The sequence below is a fragment of the Ruminiclostridium josui JCM 17888 genome (assembly GCF_000526495.1).
Lineage (GTDB): Bacteria > Bacillota > Clostridia > Acetivibrionales > DSM-1351 > Ruminiclostridium > Ruminiclostridium josui.
On sequence record NZ_JAGE01000001.1, the window covers coordinates 1,995,133 to 2,016,385 of the forward strand.

General features: G+C 33.1%; 18 protein-coding genes and 1 tRNA gene. 13 read left to right on the forward strand and 6 right to left on the reverse strand.

What is annotated here, in order from left to right; translation table 11 throughout:
• Nucleotides 1-13 precede the first annotated feature (13 nt).
• From K412_RS20625 to K412_RS0109370, 6 genes are all read left to right on the forward strand, one after another.
• Nucleotides 14-967: a hypothetical protein gene (locus K412_RS20625; RefSeq protein WP_242835589.1), complete on the forward strand. Its 954-nt coding sequence runs from the start codon at nt 14-16 to the stop codon at nt 965-967.
• 38 nt (nt 968-1,005) lie between these two features.
• Nucleotides 1,006-1,374: a hypothetical protein gene (locus K412_RS0109350; RefSeq protein ID WP_024832863.1), complete on the forward strand. Its 369-nt coding sequence runs from the start codon at nt 1,006-1,008 to the stop codon at nt 1,372-1,374.
• Between the two features lie 25 nt (nt 1,375-1,399).
• Nucleotides 1,400-2,314, forward strand: a complete 915-nt coding sequence (locus tag K412_RS0109355; RefSeq protein WP_024832864.1) for a hypothetical protein — start codon at nt 1,400-1,402, stop codon at nt 2,312-2,314.
• A 156-nt stretch (nt 2,315-2,470) separates the two neighbouring features.
• A complete protein-coding gene (locus K412_RS0109360; RefSeq protein ID WP_242835591.1) occupies nt 2,471-2,986 on the forward strand; it encodes a hypothetical protein in 516 nt (171 codons plus the stop codon).
• A 443-nt stretch (nt 2,987-3,429) separates the two neighbouring features.
• The gene (locus K412_RS0109365; RefSeq protein ID WP_024832866.1) at nt 3,430-5,436 is read left to right on the forward strand and encodes a dockerin type I domain-containing protein; all 2,007 of its coding nucleotides are present in this window, start codon (nt 3,430-3,432) and stop codon (nt 5,434-5,436) included.
• A 45-nt stretch (nt 5,437-5,481) separates the two neighbouring features.
• Nucleotides 5,482-5,865 (forward strand): hypothetical protein, encoded by a 384-nt coding sequence (locus K412_RS0109370; RefSeq protein ID WP_024832867.1) that lies wholly within the window; start codon nt 5,482-5,484, stop codon nt 5,863-5,865.
• Nucleotides 5,866-6,205: 340 nt separating this feature from the next.
• Here the strand turns inward: K412_RS0109370 and K412_RS0109375 are convergent, their stop codons facing one another.
• From K412_RS0109375 to K412_RS0109385, 3 genes are all read right to left on the reverse strand, one after another.
• Complete coding sequence (locus K412_RS0109375; RefSeq protein ID WP_024832868.1) at nt 6,206-8,161, reverse strand: AIPR family protein; 1,956 nt, start codon at nt 8,159-8,161, stop codon at nt 6,206-6,208.
• 136 nt (nt 8,162-8,297) lie between these two features.
• Nucleotides 8,298-8,942 (reverse strand): recombinase family protein, encoded by a 645-nt coding sequence (locus K412_RS0109380; RefSeq protein ID WP_024832869.1) that lies wholly within the window; start codon nt 8,940-8,942, stop codon nt 8,298-8,300.
• A 432-nt stretch (nt 8,943-9,374) separates the two neighbouring features.
• Complete coding sequence (locus K412_RS0109385) at nt 9,375-9,668, reverse strand: hypothetical protein (protein ID WP_024832870.1); 294 nt, start codon at nt 9,666-9,668, stop codon at nt 9,375-9,377.
• 544 nt (nt 9,669-10,212) lie between these two features.
• Between K412_RS0109385 and K412_RS0109390 the strand changes: the two genes are divergently transcribed.
• From K412_RS0109390 to K412_RS0109415, 5 genes are all read left to right on the forward strand, one after another.
• Complete coding sequence (locus K412_RS0109390) at nt 10,213-10,806, forward strand: matrixin family metalloprotease (RefSeq protein WP_024832871.1); 594 nt, start codon at nt 10,213-10,215, stop codon at nt 10,804-10,806.
• A 13-nt stretch (nt 10,807-10,819) separates the two neighbouring features.
• Nucleotides 10,820-11,557, forward strand: a complete 738-nt coding sequence (locus tag K412_RS0109395; RefSeq protein ID WP_024832872.1) for a hypothetical protein — start codon at nt 10,820-10,822, stop codon at nt 11,555-11,557.
• A gap of 1,206 nt (nt 11,558-12,763) precedes the next feature.
• Nucleotides 12,764-13,582: a hypothetical protein gene (locus tag K412_RS0109405; RefSeq protein WP_024832873.1), complete on the forward strand. Its 819-nt coding sequence runs from the start codon at nt 12,764-12,766 to the stop codon at nt 13,580-13,582.
• Nucleotides 13,583-13,791: 209 nt separating this feature from the next.
• On the forward strand, nt 13,792-14,352 hold the full coding sequence (locus K412_RS0109410) for a hypothetical protein (protein WP_024832874.1): 561 nt from the start codon (nt 13,792-13,794) through the stop codon (nt 14,350-14,352).
• Nucleotides 14,353-14,407: 55 nt separating this feature from the next.
• Nucleotides 14,408-15,625, forward strand: coding sequence for an IS256 family transposase (locus K412_RS0109415; protein ID WP_024832875.1), 1,218 nt, complete (start codon nt 14,408-14,410; stop codon nt 15,623-15,625).
• 373 nt (nt 15,626-15,998) lie between these two features.
• Here K412_RS0109415 and K412_RS0109420 read toward each other — a convergent pair whose 3' ends face one another.
• The 3 genes from K412_RS0109420 to K412_RS0109430 form a co-directional block, all read right to left on the reverse strand.
• The gene (locus K412_RS0109420) at nt 15,999-16,937 is read right to left on the reverse strand and encodes a tyrosine-type recombinase/integrase (protein ID WP_024832876.1); all 939 of its coding nucleotides are present in this window, start codon (nt 16,935-16,937) and stop codon (nt 15,999-16,001) included.
• Nucleotides 16,938-17,106: 169 nt separating this feature from the next.
• Nucleotides 17,107-17,198: transfer RNA gene (locus K412_RS0109425), tRNA-Ser, on the reverse strand.
• Between the two features lie 187 nt (nt 17,199-17,385).
• A complete protein-coding gene (locus tag K412_RS0109430) occupies nt 17,386-18,672 on the reverse strand; it encodes an HD-GYP domain-containing protein (protein WP_024832877.1) in 1,287 nt (428 codons plus the stop codon).
• 205 nt (nt 18,673-18,877) lie between these two features.
• On the opposite strand from K412_RS0109430, the gene K412_RS0109435 reads away from it, so the two are divergent.
• Entirely contained in the window at nt 18,878-19,591 is a 714-nt protein-coding gene (locus K412_RS0109435) for an ABC transporter ATP-binding protein (RefSeq protein ID WP_024832878.1), read from the forward strand.
• Nucleotides 19,584-21,182, forward strand: coding sequence for a putative ABC transporter permease subunit (locus tag K412_RS0109440; RefSeq protein ID WP_024832879.1), 1,599 nt, complete (start codon nt 19,584-19,586; stop codon nt 21,180-21,182). The genes K412_RS0109435 and K412_RS0109440 overlap by 8 nt, the downstream gene beginning before the upstream one ends.
• Nucleotides 21,183-21,253 lie beyond the last annotated feature (71 nt).

Below are 21,253 nucleotides of genomic sequence, written 5' to 3' on the forward strand. Positions count from 1 at the left end.
GGGTGCTTCTTTATTGAACTATTATGAAAGAATTCAGAAATCTATTGATTACATTGAAGAAAACCTTGAAAACAAGATTATCTTGGACTTTGCAGCACAAAAAGCATATATGTCTATGTCAAACTTTTATAGAATGTTTTTTGCACTAACCGGCTATACAGTGAAGGAATATATCAGGTTTCGCAGGATTAGCCTGGCGGCTTTTGAACTACGAAGGAACAATACTTGTTTAATTGATATTGCAATAAAGTTTGATTTTGAAAGCGGAGATAGCATACAAAATTGCGGACGTCCAATGGTTTTAAGTTTGTCGCCGGGGCCTGCTCTTATAAATAAGGCATGGCATTATGAAAAATATGCAAACATGTGGAGAATTACAGATGATTTCTGGGATAGCTGGCCGTTGTTAAAGAATATGTTTGAAAGATGTGAAATTTGGCAAAATCATGTTTCAGAAGGCTGCTACCCTGATTGTGACATGCTTCCTTTGGGGTATGTCGGTAAAGGCTTTGGGGAAGAACGATTAACAAATTTCACCAGGGAAGAGCAAATTACTATGATGACTCTTTGGTGTATCTTTCGCTCACCTCTTATGGTTGGGGCAGAACTAACCAAGCTGGATAAGTGGACATTGGAACTTATAACTAATAGAAAAGTATTACGTCTTTTGACCCATTCAACAGGTGCAAAACAGATTTCAAGGGATGATAAGCATGCGATATGGTTTTCAAGAGATACGGAAAAAGAGGTTTGCTATCTTGCTCTATTTAACCTCAGCGATGAAGTGGCGGGTTTAGCAATAACTCCAGGAGAACTAGGATTTGAATGTTTTAAAGAGTATGTTTTTGAAGAGTTGTGGTGTAAGGATAGTATAAACAATGTTGAAGAGGTGTTGGAGGTAACTATTGAGCCGCATGGGGCGAAACTGTTTGAAGTTTCCAGAAATATCCTTTATAATGATAAATAAAGGTGATACCTTGACTATTTAAGTTCAGGAGGATATAAGTGAATAAAGATAGGCCTATTATAATAACGATAATTGCAGATTTAATTATTTTGTGGTCGATGTTTGCAATAGGAGCAACTATTTTTCCAGGGTATTTTAAAAAGCTGGGATTTGAAATAAATCCCTTGCCTATTTATTCGAACAGTGTTACCATTATACTGCTTTCGTTAGTACGTATAACTGCCGCAGCCGGATTATTGCTTCTTAAAAAGTGGGGCTATAGGCTGATGATTATTTATACTATTTTCTTTATGGTAGTAGATGTTGTTTTGTGTTTACAAAAAGGAAAAGTACCTCTTACTTCGGGTATGATTATTTCGTTTTTAATGATTTCTAATATCATACACTACAAAGAGCGTTTTGATTAAAGCGTGGAAGGGACTAAGAATAAACATGACCTATGACAAGGGACGAGAATTTATTTATAGAAATGCAAGACCCCTTGATTTAGCAAGATGGCAGTACCATTTTGAAAATAGCAGTAAAGATTCTGTTTTAAATGCTCTTTCTTATTATCAGAATGAAGACGGAGGTTTTGGTCATGCTCTTGAAGCAGACGCATGGAACCCAAACTCAGCCCCTATACAAACCTGGGCAGCTACTGAAATCCTCCGTGAAATAGATTTTACTGACAGATCTCACCCAATAATTAAAGGAATACTTTGCTATCTTGAAACAGGAGAAAGCTTTGAGGGTAAGTTCTGGTTAAATACTATAAAAAGTAACAATGACTTTCCTCATGCTCCTTGGTGGCATACAGAAAGTGACAGTATAAGTCACAATAACTATAATCCCACGGCTTGCCTTGCAGGATTCATAATTCGATTTGCTGATAAAGACAGCGAGTTGTATAAATTAGGCTGTCATATTGCAAATGAAGCATTTGCTTATCTAATGTCAGATGAAAGCACAAATGATATGCATACAATCCTTTGTTATATTCGCCTTATGGAATATATTGAAGAATCAAAAGCAACTGACATTATAAATTTAGCTACACTAAAAAGCAAACTGATAGAGAAGGTAAAAAACTGTATAACTCAAGATACCGATAAATGGGCAACTTCGTATATTTGCAAACCGTCTCAATTTTTTAATTCCAGAAATAGTATTTTCTATAATGACAACAAAGAAATTGCAGAGTATGAGTGTGAATACATAGAAAAAGCTCAACTTGCTGATGGTTCTTGGAACATTCCTTGGGATTGGTGTGAATATCCAAATGAATGGGCAATCAGTAAAAACTGGTGGAAATCAAATGTAATTATTCAGAATATGTTGTACCTTCGTAACTTTGGGAAGTTGTAGTTAAATATTCTATCATTGATAATGAGTTTTTAACAGCCACAAGCTCGAATCCCTTTTTAGAAATTAGTTAGACATATTATTTCCATATTGATATCAAATATTCAAATTAATGTTATAATATTAATGAATTAAATTTAAAGGAGGAATAGTATGTTTATGTCAAAACGTTTGGTATTGGTTACTATTTTAGCATTAGTGTTCACAATGGCTTTTTCTTGTATGGTGTTTGCCGTTGACATGAATGCGGGTTCTCAAACTAAGAATGCAGGGGATTCAGCTGTTTTACCTGTTTATTGGTATCATCAGGTATTTTCAGATAAACCCCTCTACCTGCAGGATGGAAATACCGGTAAATGGTATGACAATGTTAAAGGTACCGTTGAAATCAGATGGTCAAATTACTTTTCCACGGCTAAGACATTGATTACCGATTTACAGGTTCCTGATGGTACATACCAATTTACCCTAGCTACACTTGCTAGCTGTTCCCCAGATTCTATAGAGGGTGCATTTAATATTGCTAAAAATGGGAAAATTGTAGCATCAAACATCAAGGGCAAGCTTTATGGTCTAAGTTTGCCAGAGGGCAACTATTTTAAATTTTATTCCGATGATACGAAGTGGCATTTCAGTGCATATATTACCAAAAGAATTGATGGAACAATCAAATAGATTTTAGTATCAGTAAAATTATTACAACAAATGAAATAGTCTTTTAAATTAATTCAACTCTTTTTTGCAAAAGAATCAAAATTAGTAATAAAAAAGTTACAACAAGGGGATTCAAGTTTATTCTTGAATCCCCTTGAATTTGGCAGTGAGTGTTTGTACACGATTTTCAGAGTTATGTTTTATTTATTGTTTAATACTATTTAGTATATCTTAGAATAAAATATTTTACTAGGGTTGCAAATAGCCATAATTATTAGTGAAAATGTGATAATTATTAAAAAATATAACTTTCTCATTCTATTATTTTCCTCTCGATGCCATTAATGATTGTAACATTTGGGAAATATGTAACGAGTACACTATTTATGACAAATTATTGCTTTTTTATAACAATTATATTATAATGCAATTTATTCATTTTGGTATAAGGGAGATGATAAAAAATGAAGAAATTTTTTATATTTTTGCTTTTGCTGACGCTTTTAACAACATCACTATTCGGTATGAGGAGCGTTTATGCGGATACAGTTTATGAGCGTCAGGAAAAGGTTCTTGTAGTATTGGTGCAGTTTACTGAGCCTCAATTGCCTCGGACAGGATGTGATGCCTCATATGATGGCACTGCTAAAGGTAATGATGAGTATTATAGTGAACTTTTTTTTGGCACGGGAATAGACTCACAGACTGGATTTCCTAAGATGACTGTGAGAAATTATTTTAGGGAAGTATCGTGTGGAAAATTGGATTTGCAGCCTGCTCAAGAAAACTATGGTGATAACGATGGGGTAGTAAGAGTAACTCTTGATTATCCATATCCAGATGCAGAACAATTTACTAATGGTTCTCGTATGATAGATGAGGTAGGTACCGAGGCAAAAGATGCATTAATGGACGCATTAAGCGAACTTTATAACTTTGTAGATTTTTCTGCATTTGATGAAAATAATGATGGACGTATAGATAAGAATGAATTACATATTGTAACATTGATAGCAAGTGGTAGAGATACTCCTTTTTTGCGCGCATGTTATATTCGAACAGTAAATATAGCTAATACCAATATAAGATTGTTTTCTGGGGTTTCTGTATGTAATTCTGAAAGTAGTTTATATACTATAAGTCACGAATTGGCTCACAGCATGGGAGCTCTAGATTTATATAATCGAACAAATGCCGAAAATATAAATAAAGATAGTATTATGCACCAAACAACAGGCTACTTGGATCCGTGGCATAGAATGAAATTAGGGTTTGTTAATCCTCAAGTAGTGAATGCATCAGGTAGTTACACTGTTAATTCTACAGACCCCAACAACCCTGGGAGTTATAATGTTCTAAAAATCCCTGTTTCATCCAGTAATGCACCGCCATATTACAGAGATGAATATTTTCTAATTGAAAATCGTCAGCCTGTTAGTTTTGATTCAAATACATCTCGTATTAATGGTGGTATTGCGATTTGGCATGTAAAAAGTGCGAATGTAGGTACGCCAGCTATATTAAATCTCGGTGATTATAGATTGGAAGCTGCTGATCTGAATACATATTATGACACTGATAGTTTTCGTCCTTTCACCAATAAGTTATATTTCGCAGGAGATGTAATAGGAGATTTCATAGATAGAAACTTATCTCCAGTATCTTCAATAGGAAAAAGCACTTTCGGGCCTAATACTTTGCCATGCAATAGCAAACGGTTTGACGGAAGCGATTCGGGAGTGTCAATTACTGTCAGCAGCCAAAGTTCAGGTTCCATGGTAGTCAATGTGGAAATGCTCTCAAGCCCGCAGAACTTCAAGGCTACTGCAGATGAAGATGGAAATACTGTGCTTACGTGGGATCCTGTACCATCTGCAACTGAATATGAGGTTATGATAGACGACGGCACATTTTTTAGTGTTGGCACAAATACAAGTTATACATGTTCAAATTCAAATAAACATATTTACAGAGTAAGAGCAAAATTTTCGTCTGTAACAGGTCTGGAAACTCAGGCGTTAAACACAAATTGTCTCCTATACGGTGACATAGATAATGATGGTAGTATAACTGAGAGTGATTACAGTTTGCTATCTGAGTATTTACTTGATACCAGCATTACATTAAGTGATCCTCAGTTAGTAGTCGCAGATGTAAATGAAGACGGATCTATAGATGTTCTTGATAAAACTGAATTAAGAATGTACCTTAACGGATCAAAAACAAAGTTTACAGCGGGTACTAAGAAACTTATTACTTACGGAGATGTAAATGGTGATGGACTTGTTACAAGGGATGATGCAGATGCAATTAAATATTTTGGCGACAATATAACAAACCCAGTTCATCGTGTAGCAGCAAATTTGATGATAAATAAAGCTGGTTATTATGGAACGATTGATAATGAAGACTATATGTTTTTAAATGATTATTTGAATTGGGATAGATATATGTTTCCATCAATGTATTAGGAAATATAAATAAGCTGAGATGCAGGGGTGGGAAGGATTTCTTAGATGTATTGGACTGTAATCCCAAGAGGGTACTTTGGCCCTGATACAAAATATGTTCCGGTACGTATGTATGGAAGTCCTAAGATTAAACTTAATTCTGTGCCAGCCGACATACCTCTCAATCCATTTAATCACACCCTTGATCGTAAAGATTATATCAAAAAGAAGGTAGTTCTGAGAATAAAAGAAGATATCCCAAAGATAAAAGAGCGAATGTGCCTGTCGGAGCATCCTTTTGGAACTGTTAAATGGTATCACGGAGCACACTATCTGTTATGTAAAGGTAAAGAGAAAGCATCAGCAGAGCTGGGGCTTAGTTTCCTTGCCTATAACATAAGGAGAGCGATAAATATGGTAGGAGTTAAGAAGTTAATTGCAGCAATGTAGTAAGGTATTTCGTACCTTTTTTCTTTAAAATGCAAAAAGGACATTAATTTTGAATTTTTACTTCAAAATAGTGTCCTTTTTTGCTTATAAAACGCTGAAAAGCCTGATAAAATCAGGCTTTTCAGACAAGTTGTGGCGGAGAGAGAGGGATTCGAACCCTCGGTACGCTATTAACGTACACACGATTTCCAGTCGATAATTCAACTATAACCCTCTCAAACGCTATTAAAATCAACATATTCAGACTATCTATCCTTAAATACAGCACACGATTAAAATTTATTATATTATAGCTATAATATAAATGTCAACAAGTCAGTTTGAAGTATCAGTAGTTCTATTATTCCCAATCCTTAACTTTAAAATTTTTAATGAAATCATAATATGCCTCAAAGCATTCGATATTGTTCAATGATAAGTCATCTTTTAATTTATCCAAAAATAGACCTTCACTTTTCTTATCTCGTATCCAGTTTGTAATATTAGTTTGTGAAGATATATCCCTAATAATTTTTATAGTTTTTTGAAAGAAAGTAGATGCAAAATTCTTTATTATATTATTACGATAATCACTATTCTTATTATAGAAACTGGTGTAATCAAAGGTTTTAGTTCTATATGAATCCATTTCAGGTCTTCGGTCGAATTGAGATTTATATTCATATATCAGACTTAGATTAAAGAAATGGCATACATTAGTTATTTCTATTAGCCTCTTATATCTGCTTATTTCATTTTTTACACTATCATCAAATTCTCTAACACCATTAGCAATATCAGTATTAATTGAGTCTATATTAGACTTATAGTTATTTTTTAGATACTTCTTAGTTTCATTGTGTAAATAATATAGAAACAATAACTCGTCAATTTCACTTTTTTCCTTTTGAAATAAGATACCATGTTCTTCTGATTCAGTATCATAGTTGAATATTTTATGATAATACTCATTTAAGTTATAATTAGATGAATCGTCATTATTAAATATAGTACTTTTCTTATCTTTAGCAATTGATGGTGACTTAAGAAAGCCAGAAAAAGCTAATTGAGCCAATAATTCGTTTGTAATTTTTTGATGATGATGAAATCTTATATTTGAAGGAAGATTTTGTCCTCTTCGGATTTCTACATATATTCTTGGTTGCTTATTATCTGAAAGCCAGTCACGTAATTTCGTTTGCTCAGGCCTATTAGATGCCATATCTCTTGTTGAAATAGGATTCTGAGTGTTATTAAATATAGAGATGTGATTTCTTAATCCAGTATCTTTCTTTATCTCTACAATTCTTGTTAGAACATATACACTTTTTAATTTCTCAAGCTTAACATTATCTCTATCTAAAATGGAGTCTTTCAGATATTCTCCTAAAGTGCTCACTGTTTGAGCTCCATTTATGATTGAAAAATTATTAAGAACTACAATCTCAGAACCTGTCTCTTGGGATGGTATAACATTAAATTCTTCAGCTATAATTGTAATTCCATTATTGTAATACCAAAACCTTTCAGGGTCTACATCTATTGTCGTAGTCATAGACTTAAATGTTTTAGATTTTTTGTTAAGTGATTCTCGTAAGTTTTGACCAAATAAGATATTTCTACCTAATTCAGTGTTTATATATTTGTTTGAAAACTGAGCCAAATCATATCCACTAAGATTGCACAACATTGCTCTTGGTTTGTTGGGTAAGTTATCTTCATATTTGTAAAGAATAAAGTTGTTAGAATTATCAGCTGTAAAAGTTTCGTATGGGACACAATCAATTGTTTTGCTACCCCTTAATATGTTCAGTTCAGTTAAGGTTATTATTCTTTCATTCTTACGTAAATTCTTCATAAAATTAACATTACCAGCATGTACAACATAATAATAGAGATTTTCACTAGATACAGTTTCATCAAATTCTGTATTTGAAATTATTGTTCTTAAATTGATATGTACATTCTGGGGGCTTTTTAAGTAATCTGAGATGGTTCTTTTCATTAAGGCGAAACAGTTACGAATTTCATGTTCTGCCAATTCAGTATTTTTAACTTGAACGATGTGGTAGAAGAGTTCGTCTCCGTCTACATGTTCAATAAAAATGTCTATTCCATTATCTGGTGGTGGTACTACACAATGGCTTATCATATCTAAGTTATTAATGTTGAATTCACTAATTCTATGCAAGTTACGGAATAAGGTTTCATAGACATAGACGCAAAAAGCATCATTAGGCTGGTTATTTCTTACGATGGGCTTACCGTTAGGCAATCCACAAAACATTTCACATAATTCTTTAATTCTTTTCTCCAAAGCAATACCTTCTTTCTTATTCTTAGCTTAGAATGTTCTAACTAAACATTTATCCCAATAGTCACTGTTTTTTAAGTATATCATATGGAATATAAATGGTAAAATTACATGTTTTTACTTTATTACAGTACTACGTCTATATACTTGACTTGTATTCATATTGTTTCTTATATCTATAGAATGTCGGCTTAGTCATTCCAAGTTTTCTCATGCACTCAAATGGTTTTAATTCTCCAGAGACTACCTTGCTATATTCCTTCTCAAATATACTATAATCAATTGCTTTTGGCCTGCCATAGTCTTGCCAATCCCCACGTTCTTTTTTAGCTTGTATACCTTCTTTTTGCCGTTTCTCACGCTTCTGCATTTCAGCATGGGCAAATGTTGCATACATTTCAACAAGCATATTGTTTATAGTTTCCATTATCATCGTTGCCATGGAATTATCCATCTTTGAGTAATCAATAAGAGTAGTGGGTATTTCTATTATCATTACTCTTACACCTAATGATTTGTAATGTTGAAGTTCCTTTAAAGTATCCTCTTTGTTTCTGCCAAGTCTATCAAGTTCAGAGAGAATTATAATATCTCCTTTGTTCTTTGCAATCCTTTTCATTGCTTGGTAATCTGGTCTATTAAAGTTCTTTCCTGTCTGTTGGTCTGTAAACATTTCAGTTAGTGTTATGTTATTAGCTTTGCAATAATCGTTTATTGCTGTTATGCCTCTATCAAGATGTTGGTCTGTTGTAGACGTTCTGTGATAACCATATACATTTGCCATTTGTATTACCTCCATATTATTTGCTATAACAATAGTATATGGAATTAGTATCAAAAAGTCAACACGCTTAATGAGACTTATTAAAATACTGTGTGTTTACATTTTAAGACTATAATTCAAAGCAAATACCGTAGTATTATAAAGTATACATTTTAAGACTAAAAATCTTGAACACAATCAATGAAAAGAAAAGTAAAATTTCACCGTGAATCTATATCAGAAAAAGTTCATTTGAGTTACACTTCTGCACTGACGGATAGGGGGGAGTTTACTACATAAAAGAAAATAAGGATGGTTATATATGGCTGGGGGTAGTCTACAATTACCTTTTATTGTACTCATAACCGTATGTACTGTTTAAAGAAGAAGATACTTAAATAAATTACTTTTAATATAGATATGGGGAATTAAATAGAATAAATTTTACTACCATTATTTATTTAATAGTGTAAAGAGTATGCGACAATCTTGAAATCCTTGTCTATAGAAAAAATTTTGGTAATCAACCGATAACTTTTCCAATAAATTGTCAAATTGTTTTATTAAAGCAAAGGATTCAGGAGGTAATGTTTCTCGGAGTTCCTTTAGAATTTTACTGTATAGGTCATAAAATTCTGAATATACAGTTGAGTTGTTAAAATACATACTTAATTCGTCAATTCTATTATCAATACATGATACTACAAAGCTTTCAAAGTTCTCAGTGACGTTACCTTTATCAAACATATATAGTTCCCTCCAAAAGAAAATTGGAGGGAAAATTAAAAAGTGCGGATAGGTAATAACCCTACACGCACTTGTTTATTTGCAAATGAAAACAAAACCAAGTATAATAAAACTGGTTGCTGTGGTGGATGAAAATCCATACGTGTGGGTGGTACGAACACCTGCATGAGTTTCTGAGTGTTGGTAGCACTTAGAAATCACGGCAACTATTTAATTTTCCCTAAAAAGATTATATCATTATAGGATAATTTTGCAAGATTTTTATATTTAGGGCGTTTATAACATTGCAAATTTATCTCGCTTTTTTAGAAATATCTTGTGATAGTTGATTCTGCACGCTATTAACATATAAAACGTGAAAGTACTTGTCGAATAGAATATCCGATAATAGGCTTATATCTTATGTTTCGTCCAATTAAATATCAGAACATATAATGTATGGAGGTTAAATGTAGATATCAAAATTGACACACAAAGCATAATTATGTAATATATAACTGTAATGTAAGTAATTGTAAATATAACAATAGGAGGAAAATGTATAATGAAGAAACGAAGCAGGAAAATAATTTCTTTTGCAGTAGTATTGGCAATTATATTATCTACAACAGGTAATACATTCGCATATATGCGATTGGGTAAAGGTAAAATAAGTGGCGGAGCGAAAGGCATTTTATATTACATAGATAGCTCTGCAAGTGAATATTCAGATTCAATTAATTATGGTATTCAGTATTGGAATAACAAGGTAAGCACCGTATCAGTGGCAAGGACTGACGAAAAATCTTCTTCAAGATGTGATGTTTATTGGGGGAGCTATTTTCCTTCACCCACGGGTGTTATTGCACAAACCTATTTGAAATTAAATAATCAAGATGCACCCAGTTATGATACTGACTGGTACTGGTGTGAAATTAAACTAAATAGTCAGGTTTTTAAATACTATGATGATAAAACGCAGACTGGTTTGTCCTATTTCGATAGAATAGGCACTGTGTGTCACGAGTATGGTCACTTTTTAGGGCTTTGGCATGTTTCTGATAAAACTGCAATTATGTCTCAATTAGGGGATGGTCGTACGGCAGGGAGTCCATCCGCTGATGACATTGCAGGAATAAAAGCAATCTATGGGGCATAAAGGAGGAAATATAATGAATAAGAATGTATTAATAAGTGCTTTTTTGGTGTTTGCATTAGGCATTTCTCTTGTAGGTTGTTCTTCTAATAAAGGGACATCCGAGATATCTCCAAGTGGAAAAACAACCACTGTAGTTTCAAAAGACAAAGTTAACGAAGTATCCCAAAATACTAATGCTGATGAGAAGAAAACTCGATACATTTCAACTTCTTTAGATAAAATAAAAACATATTCTGATTTGAAATCGTTAGAAATTGCTCCTTATGTGTTTACTGGTGTATGTATTTCATCACGACCTGTTTTTCAAAATAATACGCTTTATACATTATCGAAACTTAAATTAACAGAGGTGTTTAAAGGAAATTTAAGTGTAGGAGATACAGTATCAGTGATTGAAATTGGAGGTAGAACTACTTATGGAGAATATAAAAAAGAATGTAATATTACTAAAAAGTCTTTTGAAGTAGGTGATGATAGTATCCCTGATGATTACGATGTTGTTGTCGGCACTGATGGGTTTTTCCCTTTAGAAAAGGACGATGAGGTACTTCTTTTTGTGGGAGATACCAGTGGTTTTTTGAAAGACTTCAATGAACCTTTGTTTAGTATTTTTGGGGCTTATGATGGTAAATTATTTCCGTCAGGTAAAGATGCTTATTCTCGAAATAGTCCTTCATCAACAGATGTACGAACTTTTGCGAATAACACCTTGAAAATTAGTAAAGAAGAACTTAAGGCATTAAGTAAATAATCTGCAAATTGTTTATAACATCTTGCAGATACTTCTATAGTATAGTAAATTACATTAATAAGGGATGATAATCTATGGAATTTAACTTAATTCTTTTTGAAGGAACTGATAGATACAGTTAGAGAGTATATTTGTCTGAATTGTAAGAATACTTCTCATTCTGAAACACCTATTGTCAAATGTCCTGAGTGTAATATATTTATGATACCTAAGTAATATTAAAAAAGAAGGTACTTCCATTAATGTGCCTTCTTTTTTTTGTCCTCAACACTTCATTAATCTTCTCTTTTGGGGAACACTTTAAATCTATTTTCAATAACTGGATATCATAGGAAATATAGTATACTTTAAATAGGTTAAGTAATAAAGTTTGAATATATAAAAAATGTGGAGGATGCTATGGCAAGTAAAAGCAAATCAATATTGATAATAATGTTGTTAGTCATTGGTTTTTTTATAATTTGGGGGGTAATAAATTATTCATATACAAGGCACAGTGAGTATATAGAGGAAACTCCAATAGAAGTGACTCATTAGATTTTTTTATAAAGAAGATAGAAAGTAATATAGTAGCCTTACACATATGGCATACAGAACTTATGTTCGTTTGTTTCTTGTATTTTCAATAATTCTCTCAAACTGTCACATATGGTGCATATAGGCATTATATAATATGCCAAGATACGGTAATGTGTTCGTATGTATGATTATATACATGTTTAGAAAATCAAAAAACACATCAATTAGTACTTTATTTTTTCTTGAATCTTACAGAATAGAATTCCTGCATCCTATCTACTAATATAATTGTACCATATATAACTACAATATAACCACGTATTCAAATGATATATGTATCGCAAGGATTATCTCCAACTAAGTAGTCAATGGATAACTGTAAGGGTATTCTATACTGGTACAATACATCAAAATTCTCTAACTACTTCATATACATTAGTTTCAATTACAACTGAAACAATTTTACATCGTATGTATGTAAGTAATAACTTATGAACACCGTGTTCATAAGCGTTCACAAGTTATGTAGATATATAGAGATAAACTAAGGAATTGTCATATAAAAAGGAATAATACTTAAAAACGGGTATATGTAATGAAATATAACCTAAAATGGTTGAAATCTAAGATAATGTATGATAATCTTATGTTAATTTAATCAATTATAGGGAGGGTCTTATTATTAGTATGGATGAACAAGATAGTTTTATCAGCAAATACACGCAGCATAGCAATTGGTCTGACTTTTTGATAAGGTATAAGAACACTTTCAAGAGTTATACTGGGTTTTTACGAATACCAAGGGACGCTTTCGATGACTTTAAATCATTTATGAATTTGATTTGGTGTGTTTCTCTTGAAAAAAGAGCAAGTAAGAAACATTTGCAATTTTTATTTGTACTATATATAGTTCTGAATGAAATAAGTAATTATAATAGTGTACCATTATCAATTCAACAGATTAAGGAACTGCTGGGGTATAGCAGAGGTACGGATAGTATTGATTATTTAATAAAGGACAAAGGTGAATTGGATAACTTCGAAATGACTTTTACGAAGTCTTTTGGAGTTAATCAAAATTATATATTACTCCAAGAAAAAGCTAAGTCTTTTAAGACAAAACGTCTGCACAGAAAATATAAAATTACAAGTTCATCAGTTACAGGCAATTATGTAATGCTTAACACTGAGGTTCTTATGTATATGCTTTTTCATGCTAAAAAAATTAAGGTAGAGGGTATTTATCTGTATTGCTATATGCTTACAAAGTGTAAAAATGATGGTAAGGGAAACTATGAACAGACAACAATTCTAACTGACAAAATAATAAGAGAGTCAGGAATTAGTAAAAATTCAATTCAAAAGTATTTGGGAATACTTGAGGAATATGGATTACTGGAAATTGAACGTGGAGCATACATTTTCAACGAGAATCAATTCGAAGGTAAAGAAGTTAATTCATATTTAATTGTTAACCAAATTAACACTAATTGTATTTTGAACTAGCCATTGCACGCTTTTTATGCAATGGCAAACTATTACGGAGTAATAGTTATTATATATAATATATACTTTATATGATATTTATACTATGTTTATATACGCCCAAATAAACGGGTTCTTAACTATGAATAGTGCTTTCATACCTTGAAAAAGGGCTTTCATTACTAAAAACGTGCTTTCATTGATTTTTTTAATAAAGAGGGGAGAAACAGTTGAGTAAAATATACAATGATAATGACTTTACAGATGATGTTGCGATGCTGAAAAAACAAAAGGATTCAGACAGTAAAAAATATGAGAAAGAGGTTCAAGATATTCTTGAAAAGTTTTATGGATATAAATTCGTAGATAGACCAAAAGAAATTAAAGAATATGATATGGAAGCAATAACAGGCGAGAAAATTGAAGTTAAAAGTGATTACGGGATTTTACAATCTAAAAAGCTATTTGTAGAAATCTGGGATAACCTAACTAAAAAAGAAGTTGGATGGCTTAGATATTGTACAGCAGATATTCTGGCAGTTGTTTATGTTGATGAGAAATTACTTGCTCCGATGAAGATATCCTTCTTCGATTTTAAGGCCGTGCGAAGATATATACTTACAACATATTATAATGGCGATTGGACAAATACTGAAAAGATATATAAAGACGAGTATGGAGAAAGATTTGTATTTGCTTTGAAAGATAGACCTTATCTAAAATATATGTTGATTGAATTGCATAACCTTAAACCATTCGACGCTGTAAATAATTTTGTGTATGAAACATAGGAAATACTCTTTTCTGGTTAAGAATTTAAGTATTAACCAGAAAGGAATATTTTTTATGAGCGTATTATCAAAAGAGTTAGTACAGGAAATAATTGCGGAGAATGATTTTAAAAATCCCGGAGAAATAATCTCCTTTTTAAAGGAGGCATTTAAAGATGTTCTTCAGGAAATGCTTGAAGCCGAAATGGATGTTTCTCTTGGGTATTCCCGAGATGAGTCAAGACATAAAATTACCGACAAAAGTAGAAACGGTTACTCAACAAAAAAACTAAAGAGTGAATTCGGCCCTGTACAGATTGATATTCCAAGGGACAGAAAAGGTGAGTTTGAGCCTAAAATAGTTCCCAAGTACAAAAGGGATGTATCAGGAATTGAGGATAAGGTGATTTCTCTTTATGCCCGAGGCATGTCTACCAGAGATATTCACGATCAGGTTAAAGAGCTTTATGGAATAGATATTTCTGCTGAAATGGTTAGTAAAATAACTGAAAGAATCCTTCCTGAAATAAAAGAATGGCAAGGTAGGCCCCTTGAGGCTATCTATCCTTTTGTATTTATGGATGCTATCCATTACAAGGTAAGAACTGATGGACAAATAGTAAATAGAGCTGCTTATGTTGTTATGGGTGTAGATATTTCAGGTAAGAAAGATATCCTTGGAATATGGATTGGAGAGAACGAATCCTCCAAGTTCTGGTTAGGTGTGTTAAATGACCTTAAAAACAGAGGTATAGAAGATGTACTCATATTCTGTGTGGACGGACTTACAGGGCTCAAAGAAGCTATTGCAGCTGCTTTTCCAAAGTCAGAAATTCAAAGGTGTATAATTCATCAACTAAGAAACTCATTTAAATATGTTTCATATAAGGATTTGAAGGCTTTTTCAAAGGATTTTAAAACTGTCTACACAAGCCCCAGTGAAGAAATAGCATTAAACCGGTTTGAAGACCTGAAAAACAAATGGGGCAAGGATTATCCATATGCATTTAAAAGTTGGGAAAACAATTGGGAAGTTTTATCACCATATTACAAGTTCCCAGAGCAGATAAGAAAAATAATATATACAACCAATATAATTGAAGGATTGCATCGGCAGTTCAGAAAAGTTACTAAGACAAAATCCGTTTTTCCTTCTGATACTTCTCTTGAAAAGATGCTTTATTTGGCATCAATGAATGTAATAAAAAAATGGACTCAACGATACCGGAATTGGGATCAGGTCATGAGTCAATTAATGATTATGTACGATGGGAGACTGGATAACTATATTTAAAACATAGAGCAAAGCCCCCACCGCCCTGAAGGGCTCGTCCTCATTGCCGGACGGGCTAGACCTTCAAAATACAGGTATAAGCATAGAAATACCATTATTAAATAATTATTGCCAGATTTAATCTAAATAATGCATAAAAATAGAATAATCTGGCAATAATTTGAAATATAGTATTAAATTTTTGAGAGTTAATACTTTGGAAATACTTAGCCATCATTGAGTTTGAAAGGCTTCATACACAAAATTATTTACAGTCCCAACCATTCATTAAGTTTGAATACGAATATCCTTGGACATGACTATATATCTATTTATTATTATAAGATATAAAAAAAGTGGCCTATAGAAGCCACTTATACTGAATAGATAATATTTATGGGTTTAACTTAATATAGGAATTACTTTTTACCATCTGCTCAAGAGGATTAAAACGGTCATAATTCAGCTTCAAATCCTCGCTGAATAAAGAGACATACTCCTTAACAATTTCAAGGCTAGAATGTCCCAAAAGGCGTTGTAATTGAAACACATTTCCGCCTGCTTGTAAGTATTTCTTTGCATATGTATGGCGAAATAAATGAATTGAAGTCTTCATCACACCTCTACTTTTATTATATCTTGCAACACTTCCTTGGAGGCTTCTGTCTGCCAGTTGATTGCCGTAGGAATTGCAAAAGAGGTAATCATTAGCCTCTCCTTTGCGGTATGTCAAATACTCTAATAGAATGCTTGAGAGTGTATTGGAGAGGGGTATTACCTGTTGTTTCTTGTTTTTTGTTCTAACCAAAGTTATATATCCATTTTCAAAATCAACATCTTGGTTTTTTAGGTTTATAATAGTGGATACTCTGTTTCCTGTTGCTAATGCATAGTTAATGACAACCCAATCTCTGTATTCAGTGAAAGAACAGTGCTTTACATTAGGCTTCTTTAGCAACAATTGCAGTTCAGAATCGGTATATACTTGCTTTACCTTCTTTTCTGCTTTGACCAGTTCTATTGAAAATTTCGGTAGGTAGCCAAGCTTCATACAATAGTATAGGAATGCCCTGACACCTCTGAGATTAGAATTTACTGCTATAGCACTGATACTTTTATCCTTTTGCCACAGAATATAGTCTTGTATAGTATGAAGTGTTATATTGCTTACATAGCTTTCTTTGGGTAGAAACCTAGTAAAGCTTTTATAGCAGTTCTCATAGAAGATTATAGAATCTTTCGCAAGGTTTTTGACATTACAATACCTGATAAAGTCCTCAAAGGCTTGTTCAATGCTCCTTTGTTCTGCTTGCTGTTGCATTTTCATTCTCATTTTTACGCACCATCCTTATTGTATTTTTGTGTGGATTTAATGCGTGTGAAGCCTTAAAAGATAGCACACGATTCGTAAAATTTCTTTCAAAAATCGTGTGTACTGATGATACGTGATAAACAAAAAATCAAGCATCTCAAAAGTCTTGAAATGCTTGATTCTGTAAGTTTGGCGGAGAGAGAGGGATTCGAACCCTCGGTACGCTATTAACGTACACACGATTTCCAGTCGTGCGCCTTAGACCAGCTCAGCCATCTCTCCATAAAAATATTCAGTTCAGCTTTTAAGCTGCCTTTTTATTTTACATTAGGTCATGCTGAATGTCAACAAAAAAGTGTACCGTATTATTTGTAATATGTTAACAAGATTATTCCAAAAAAAATGGACTTGCTTTAAACAAGTCCGAAGGAGTATGTATGTTAATTTTAAATTGCTTACAGTTATAAAATTACAATGCGTGAAGATTAAGTTCTTCATCAAACTCCGGAAAGATTTCATTACAGCTCTGGAAAACAATCTCCTGAGATGTACGTCTTATCTCGTTTATTTCCTCAATATTTTGGTTGAGGCAATACTTGACATCATAATCAAGAGTATTTACTTCATTAATAAGCTTAACCGTGTCTTTAAGGGACATGGCATGTCTGTAAGGTCTTTCTTCCGTAAGAGCTGTAAACATATCGCTTACAGCAAGTATCCTGGAACCTAGGTCAAGACTTCTTGAGTCCAATCCAAAGGGATAACCCGTACCATCAAGCTTTTCATGGTGGAATGCAGCCCAGTCACGTACTTTTCCCAAACCGGGAATTGAATCCAGTATCCGGTAGGTATGATATGTATGTGCTTTCATAAGATTGAATTCATAGTGGTCTAAGGGACCGGGTTTTTCTAATATACTTTCTGGGATACACAGTTTTCCCAAATCATGCATTAGCCCCGCAGAGTGCATCAGTCTGCTGTCGCAAGCAGAAAACCCAAGCTTAGAGGCCAAAGTACTTGCACTAGCAGCTACACCTATTGAGTGGGTAGCTGTAAATTTACTTCTGAAATCAATAATTCTGTGTGCGATATTTGCATATTGAATTAAAAGCTCACTATTAATATAAACCTTGTATGGCGACATTATTTTGCGTATCAGATCCTCAACATAAGTTCCTGTAATATCGAACCAAAAATAAGGTTTTGAGGCAATGTTCTCAAACGCATCAACTGCTGCGGGCATAAACATTGTATCTTTGCCGTTGCGAATCATTTTGCTTATATATTTTTTCTGCTGCAAGATTTCCTGGTTAGGATTTATCAGTATATCAATTCTGTCTGCTAAATGGAGGATATGACTGAATTTTGGTATCTTGCAGGATTGAAACCGCTTGTGAGATATTTCTTTCCAAAATACATGGTGATATTTTATTATATCGGCAGCTGAACGTAATTCCTCTGCGTCCCGAAGAATAAACCATCCTTTATACCCATGGTTATGCCTGTTGGAATAGGAATTCCCAAATTCAAACTCGAAAATAGAACTCCTTTCAAACAAATTAACTGCGCCGCAATCATGAAGCAAGCCGGCCAGTACTAAATCCTTAATCTCATTCTCCGAATAACCCATTTCTTTAGCGATACAATAAGAGATATATGCAACTCTCTTGTGATGATTTGAAATATTAGGGTTTATCAAATCTATAGCACTCGATAGGGCTATAACAATATCTATAATCGGTATGTATTGATCCATTTTATACCTCAAAATATGTAGAAAAATGATACAATTTGCCGTTCTAAGCATATTTTACTACAAAATATGACAAAAGAAAACAAAAATATCTACAAATTTCAAAATATTTCTTCAAGTAGAAATAATTAAATAATATATGGTTAATAATTTAGGTAAAATATAGTATAATTCTTATAACATTAAAACTTATGTGAAAGGTGAAATTATGCTTACAATAAGTAATTTATCCAAAACTTATAAAGGTGGAAAAAAGGCAGTAGACAATTTGTCATTAGAAATTCAAAAAGGTGATATATATGGATTTATAGGACACAATGGTGCGGGAAAAACAACTACCATAAAGTGTATTACTGGTATTCTTGAATTCTCTGAAGGAGATATTCGTATAGGAGGTAAATCCATAAAAACAGATCCACTGGAGTGTAAAAGGATGATTGCGTATATACCGGATAATCCTGACCTTTATGAAAATATGACAGGGATTCAATATCTGAATTTTATTGCTGATGTTTTCTCCATTTCGTCAAAAGAGAGAGAAAAATCTATCAAAGAGTACGCAGACATGATGGAACTTACGGGAAGTCTTGGGGATTTAATTTCGTCTTACTCTCACGGAATGAAGCAAAAACTTGCTATTATTTCGGCACTGGTTCATAATCCAAGTCTGTATATTATGGATGAACCTTTTGTCGGACTTGATCCAAAGGCAGCACATACTCTTAAAGAGATTATGAAAGAAAAATGCAGACAGGGGTGTGCTATTTTCTTTTCAACCCATGTTTTAGAGGTTGCGGAGAAGCTCTGTAACAAGATAGCAATTATAAAGGACGGCAAGCTCATTACAAGCGGTGAAACTGACGCTGTAAGAGGAAACAGCTCACTTGAGCAATTATTTTTGGAGTTGATAGATAATGAATAGTATGTTTCTTTTAATTAAAGCAAATATAATTAATTCCTGGGGAATAAACAAGGCATTGAAATCAAAATCAAGTGCGGAAAGACTAAAGACTATACTTCTGGGTTTACTTATAGTTTACGCTTTTGGTATGCTGGCTTTTACAATGTTTATGTTATACTATCCCCTTGGTAATGCTCTTGCGGAGTTGAATTCATTGGAATTGCTTATAGGGAGCTCAATTTTGTCAACTACTCTGTTCTCACTTTTTATGAGTATTTACAAAATACCGGGATACCTGTTTTCTTTCAGGGATTTTGATTTACTAATGTCTCTGCCTGTAAAACCATCGGCAGTACTGGCAAGTAAGATGATTTTTGTTTATCTTTCAAACCTTGCCATAAGTATACTTGCTGGAATTCCTTCATTGGTCATTTACGGAATAAAAACTCATAGTGGGCCAATATACTATGTTTTTGCTGCCGTGGCAACATTGTTTGTTCCCCTTATTCCAATATCCATAGGTGCTGTTTTAGCTTATATACTGGGACGTATATCCTCCAAGTTCAGATCCACTAATGTTTTAATGTTGATAGGAACTTTTGTTATTATTATTGCATTTATGGTTCTGCCCAACATGATTACCGGAATTAATCAAGAGCAGGTTCAGAGTGCTATTCCGGCAATATCCGGTGTGATAAAAGTTCTTTTTTGGACAAACTTATATATTAAAGCCTTAAGTAGCACAAATCTTTTGTATATGGCAGCCTTTTTAATAGTTAGTGTAGCAATTTTCAGTGCGTTTATTTATATATTCGCCAAGGGCTTTAAAACAATAAATTCCAAAATGTCAGAAAGATATAAATCATCTAACTACAAGATTACAAGCCTAAAGGCCTCAGGGGTTATGAGAGCTCTGTATATCAAGGAATTTAAATTCTATCTATCGTCGTATATATACGTAACCAATACTGCGGTTGGTGTAATAATGATGCTGGTCTTTTCGCTGGCAGTTGCTGTTTTTGGTAAGGATAAGGTTGCAATGATGTTAGAACTCCCAATGGCGGGTTCATATGTAGCGCCAGCGATTGCTCTGGTTTTTGCATTTTGCATTAGTTTCACCTTTGTTACTGCATCGTCAATATCCCTTGAGGGAAAAAACCTTTGGATTATCAAATCACTTCCTTTAAAAATAGAAAATATACTTTGGAGTAAAATACTCCTCAATATGACGCTGACTATTCCGGCGCTTATTGTTAATATGGTAATTGTGGCATTTGCCTTTAAATTGAGTACCGAAACGATAATTGTTCTATTTTTGCTTTTGCTGCTATTGTGTATAGTTTCTCCTGTTATGGGTATTTTGGTAAACCTGTACTTTCCTAAACTTGAATGGACTTCACAGGTTGCAGCAGTAAAGCAAAGTGCAAGTGTTTTTATAACCATGATTATTAACGTTATTATCATAGGAATACCAGCGGTTCTTTTTATTCTTATAAAGCCTTCTAACACAAATCTGTTTATGGAACTGGTTTGTGTATTTTTGGCTATATTAGCTTTTGTTCTCATAAAAGCATTAAGTACAATAGGCGTTAAAAAGTTCAAGGAACTATAAGGAAATGCTAATTGGCTGTGAAGATAATATTGAGTAAGAGGATTTATAGAAAATATGTCCTGTAATATGTA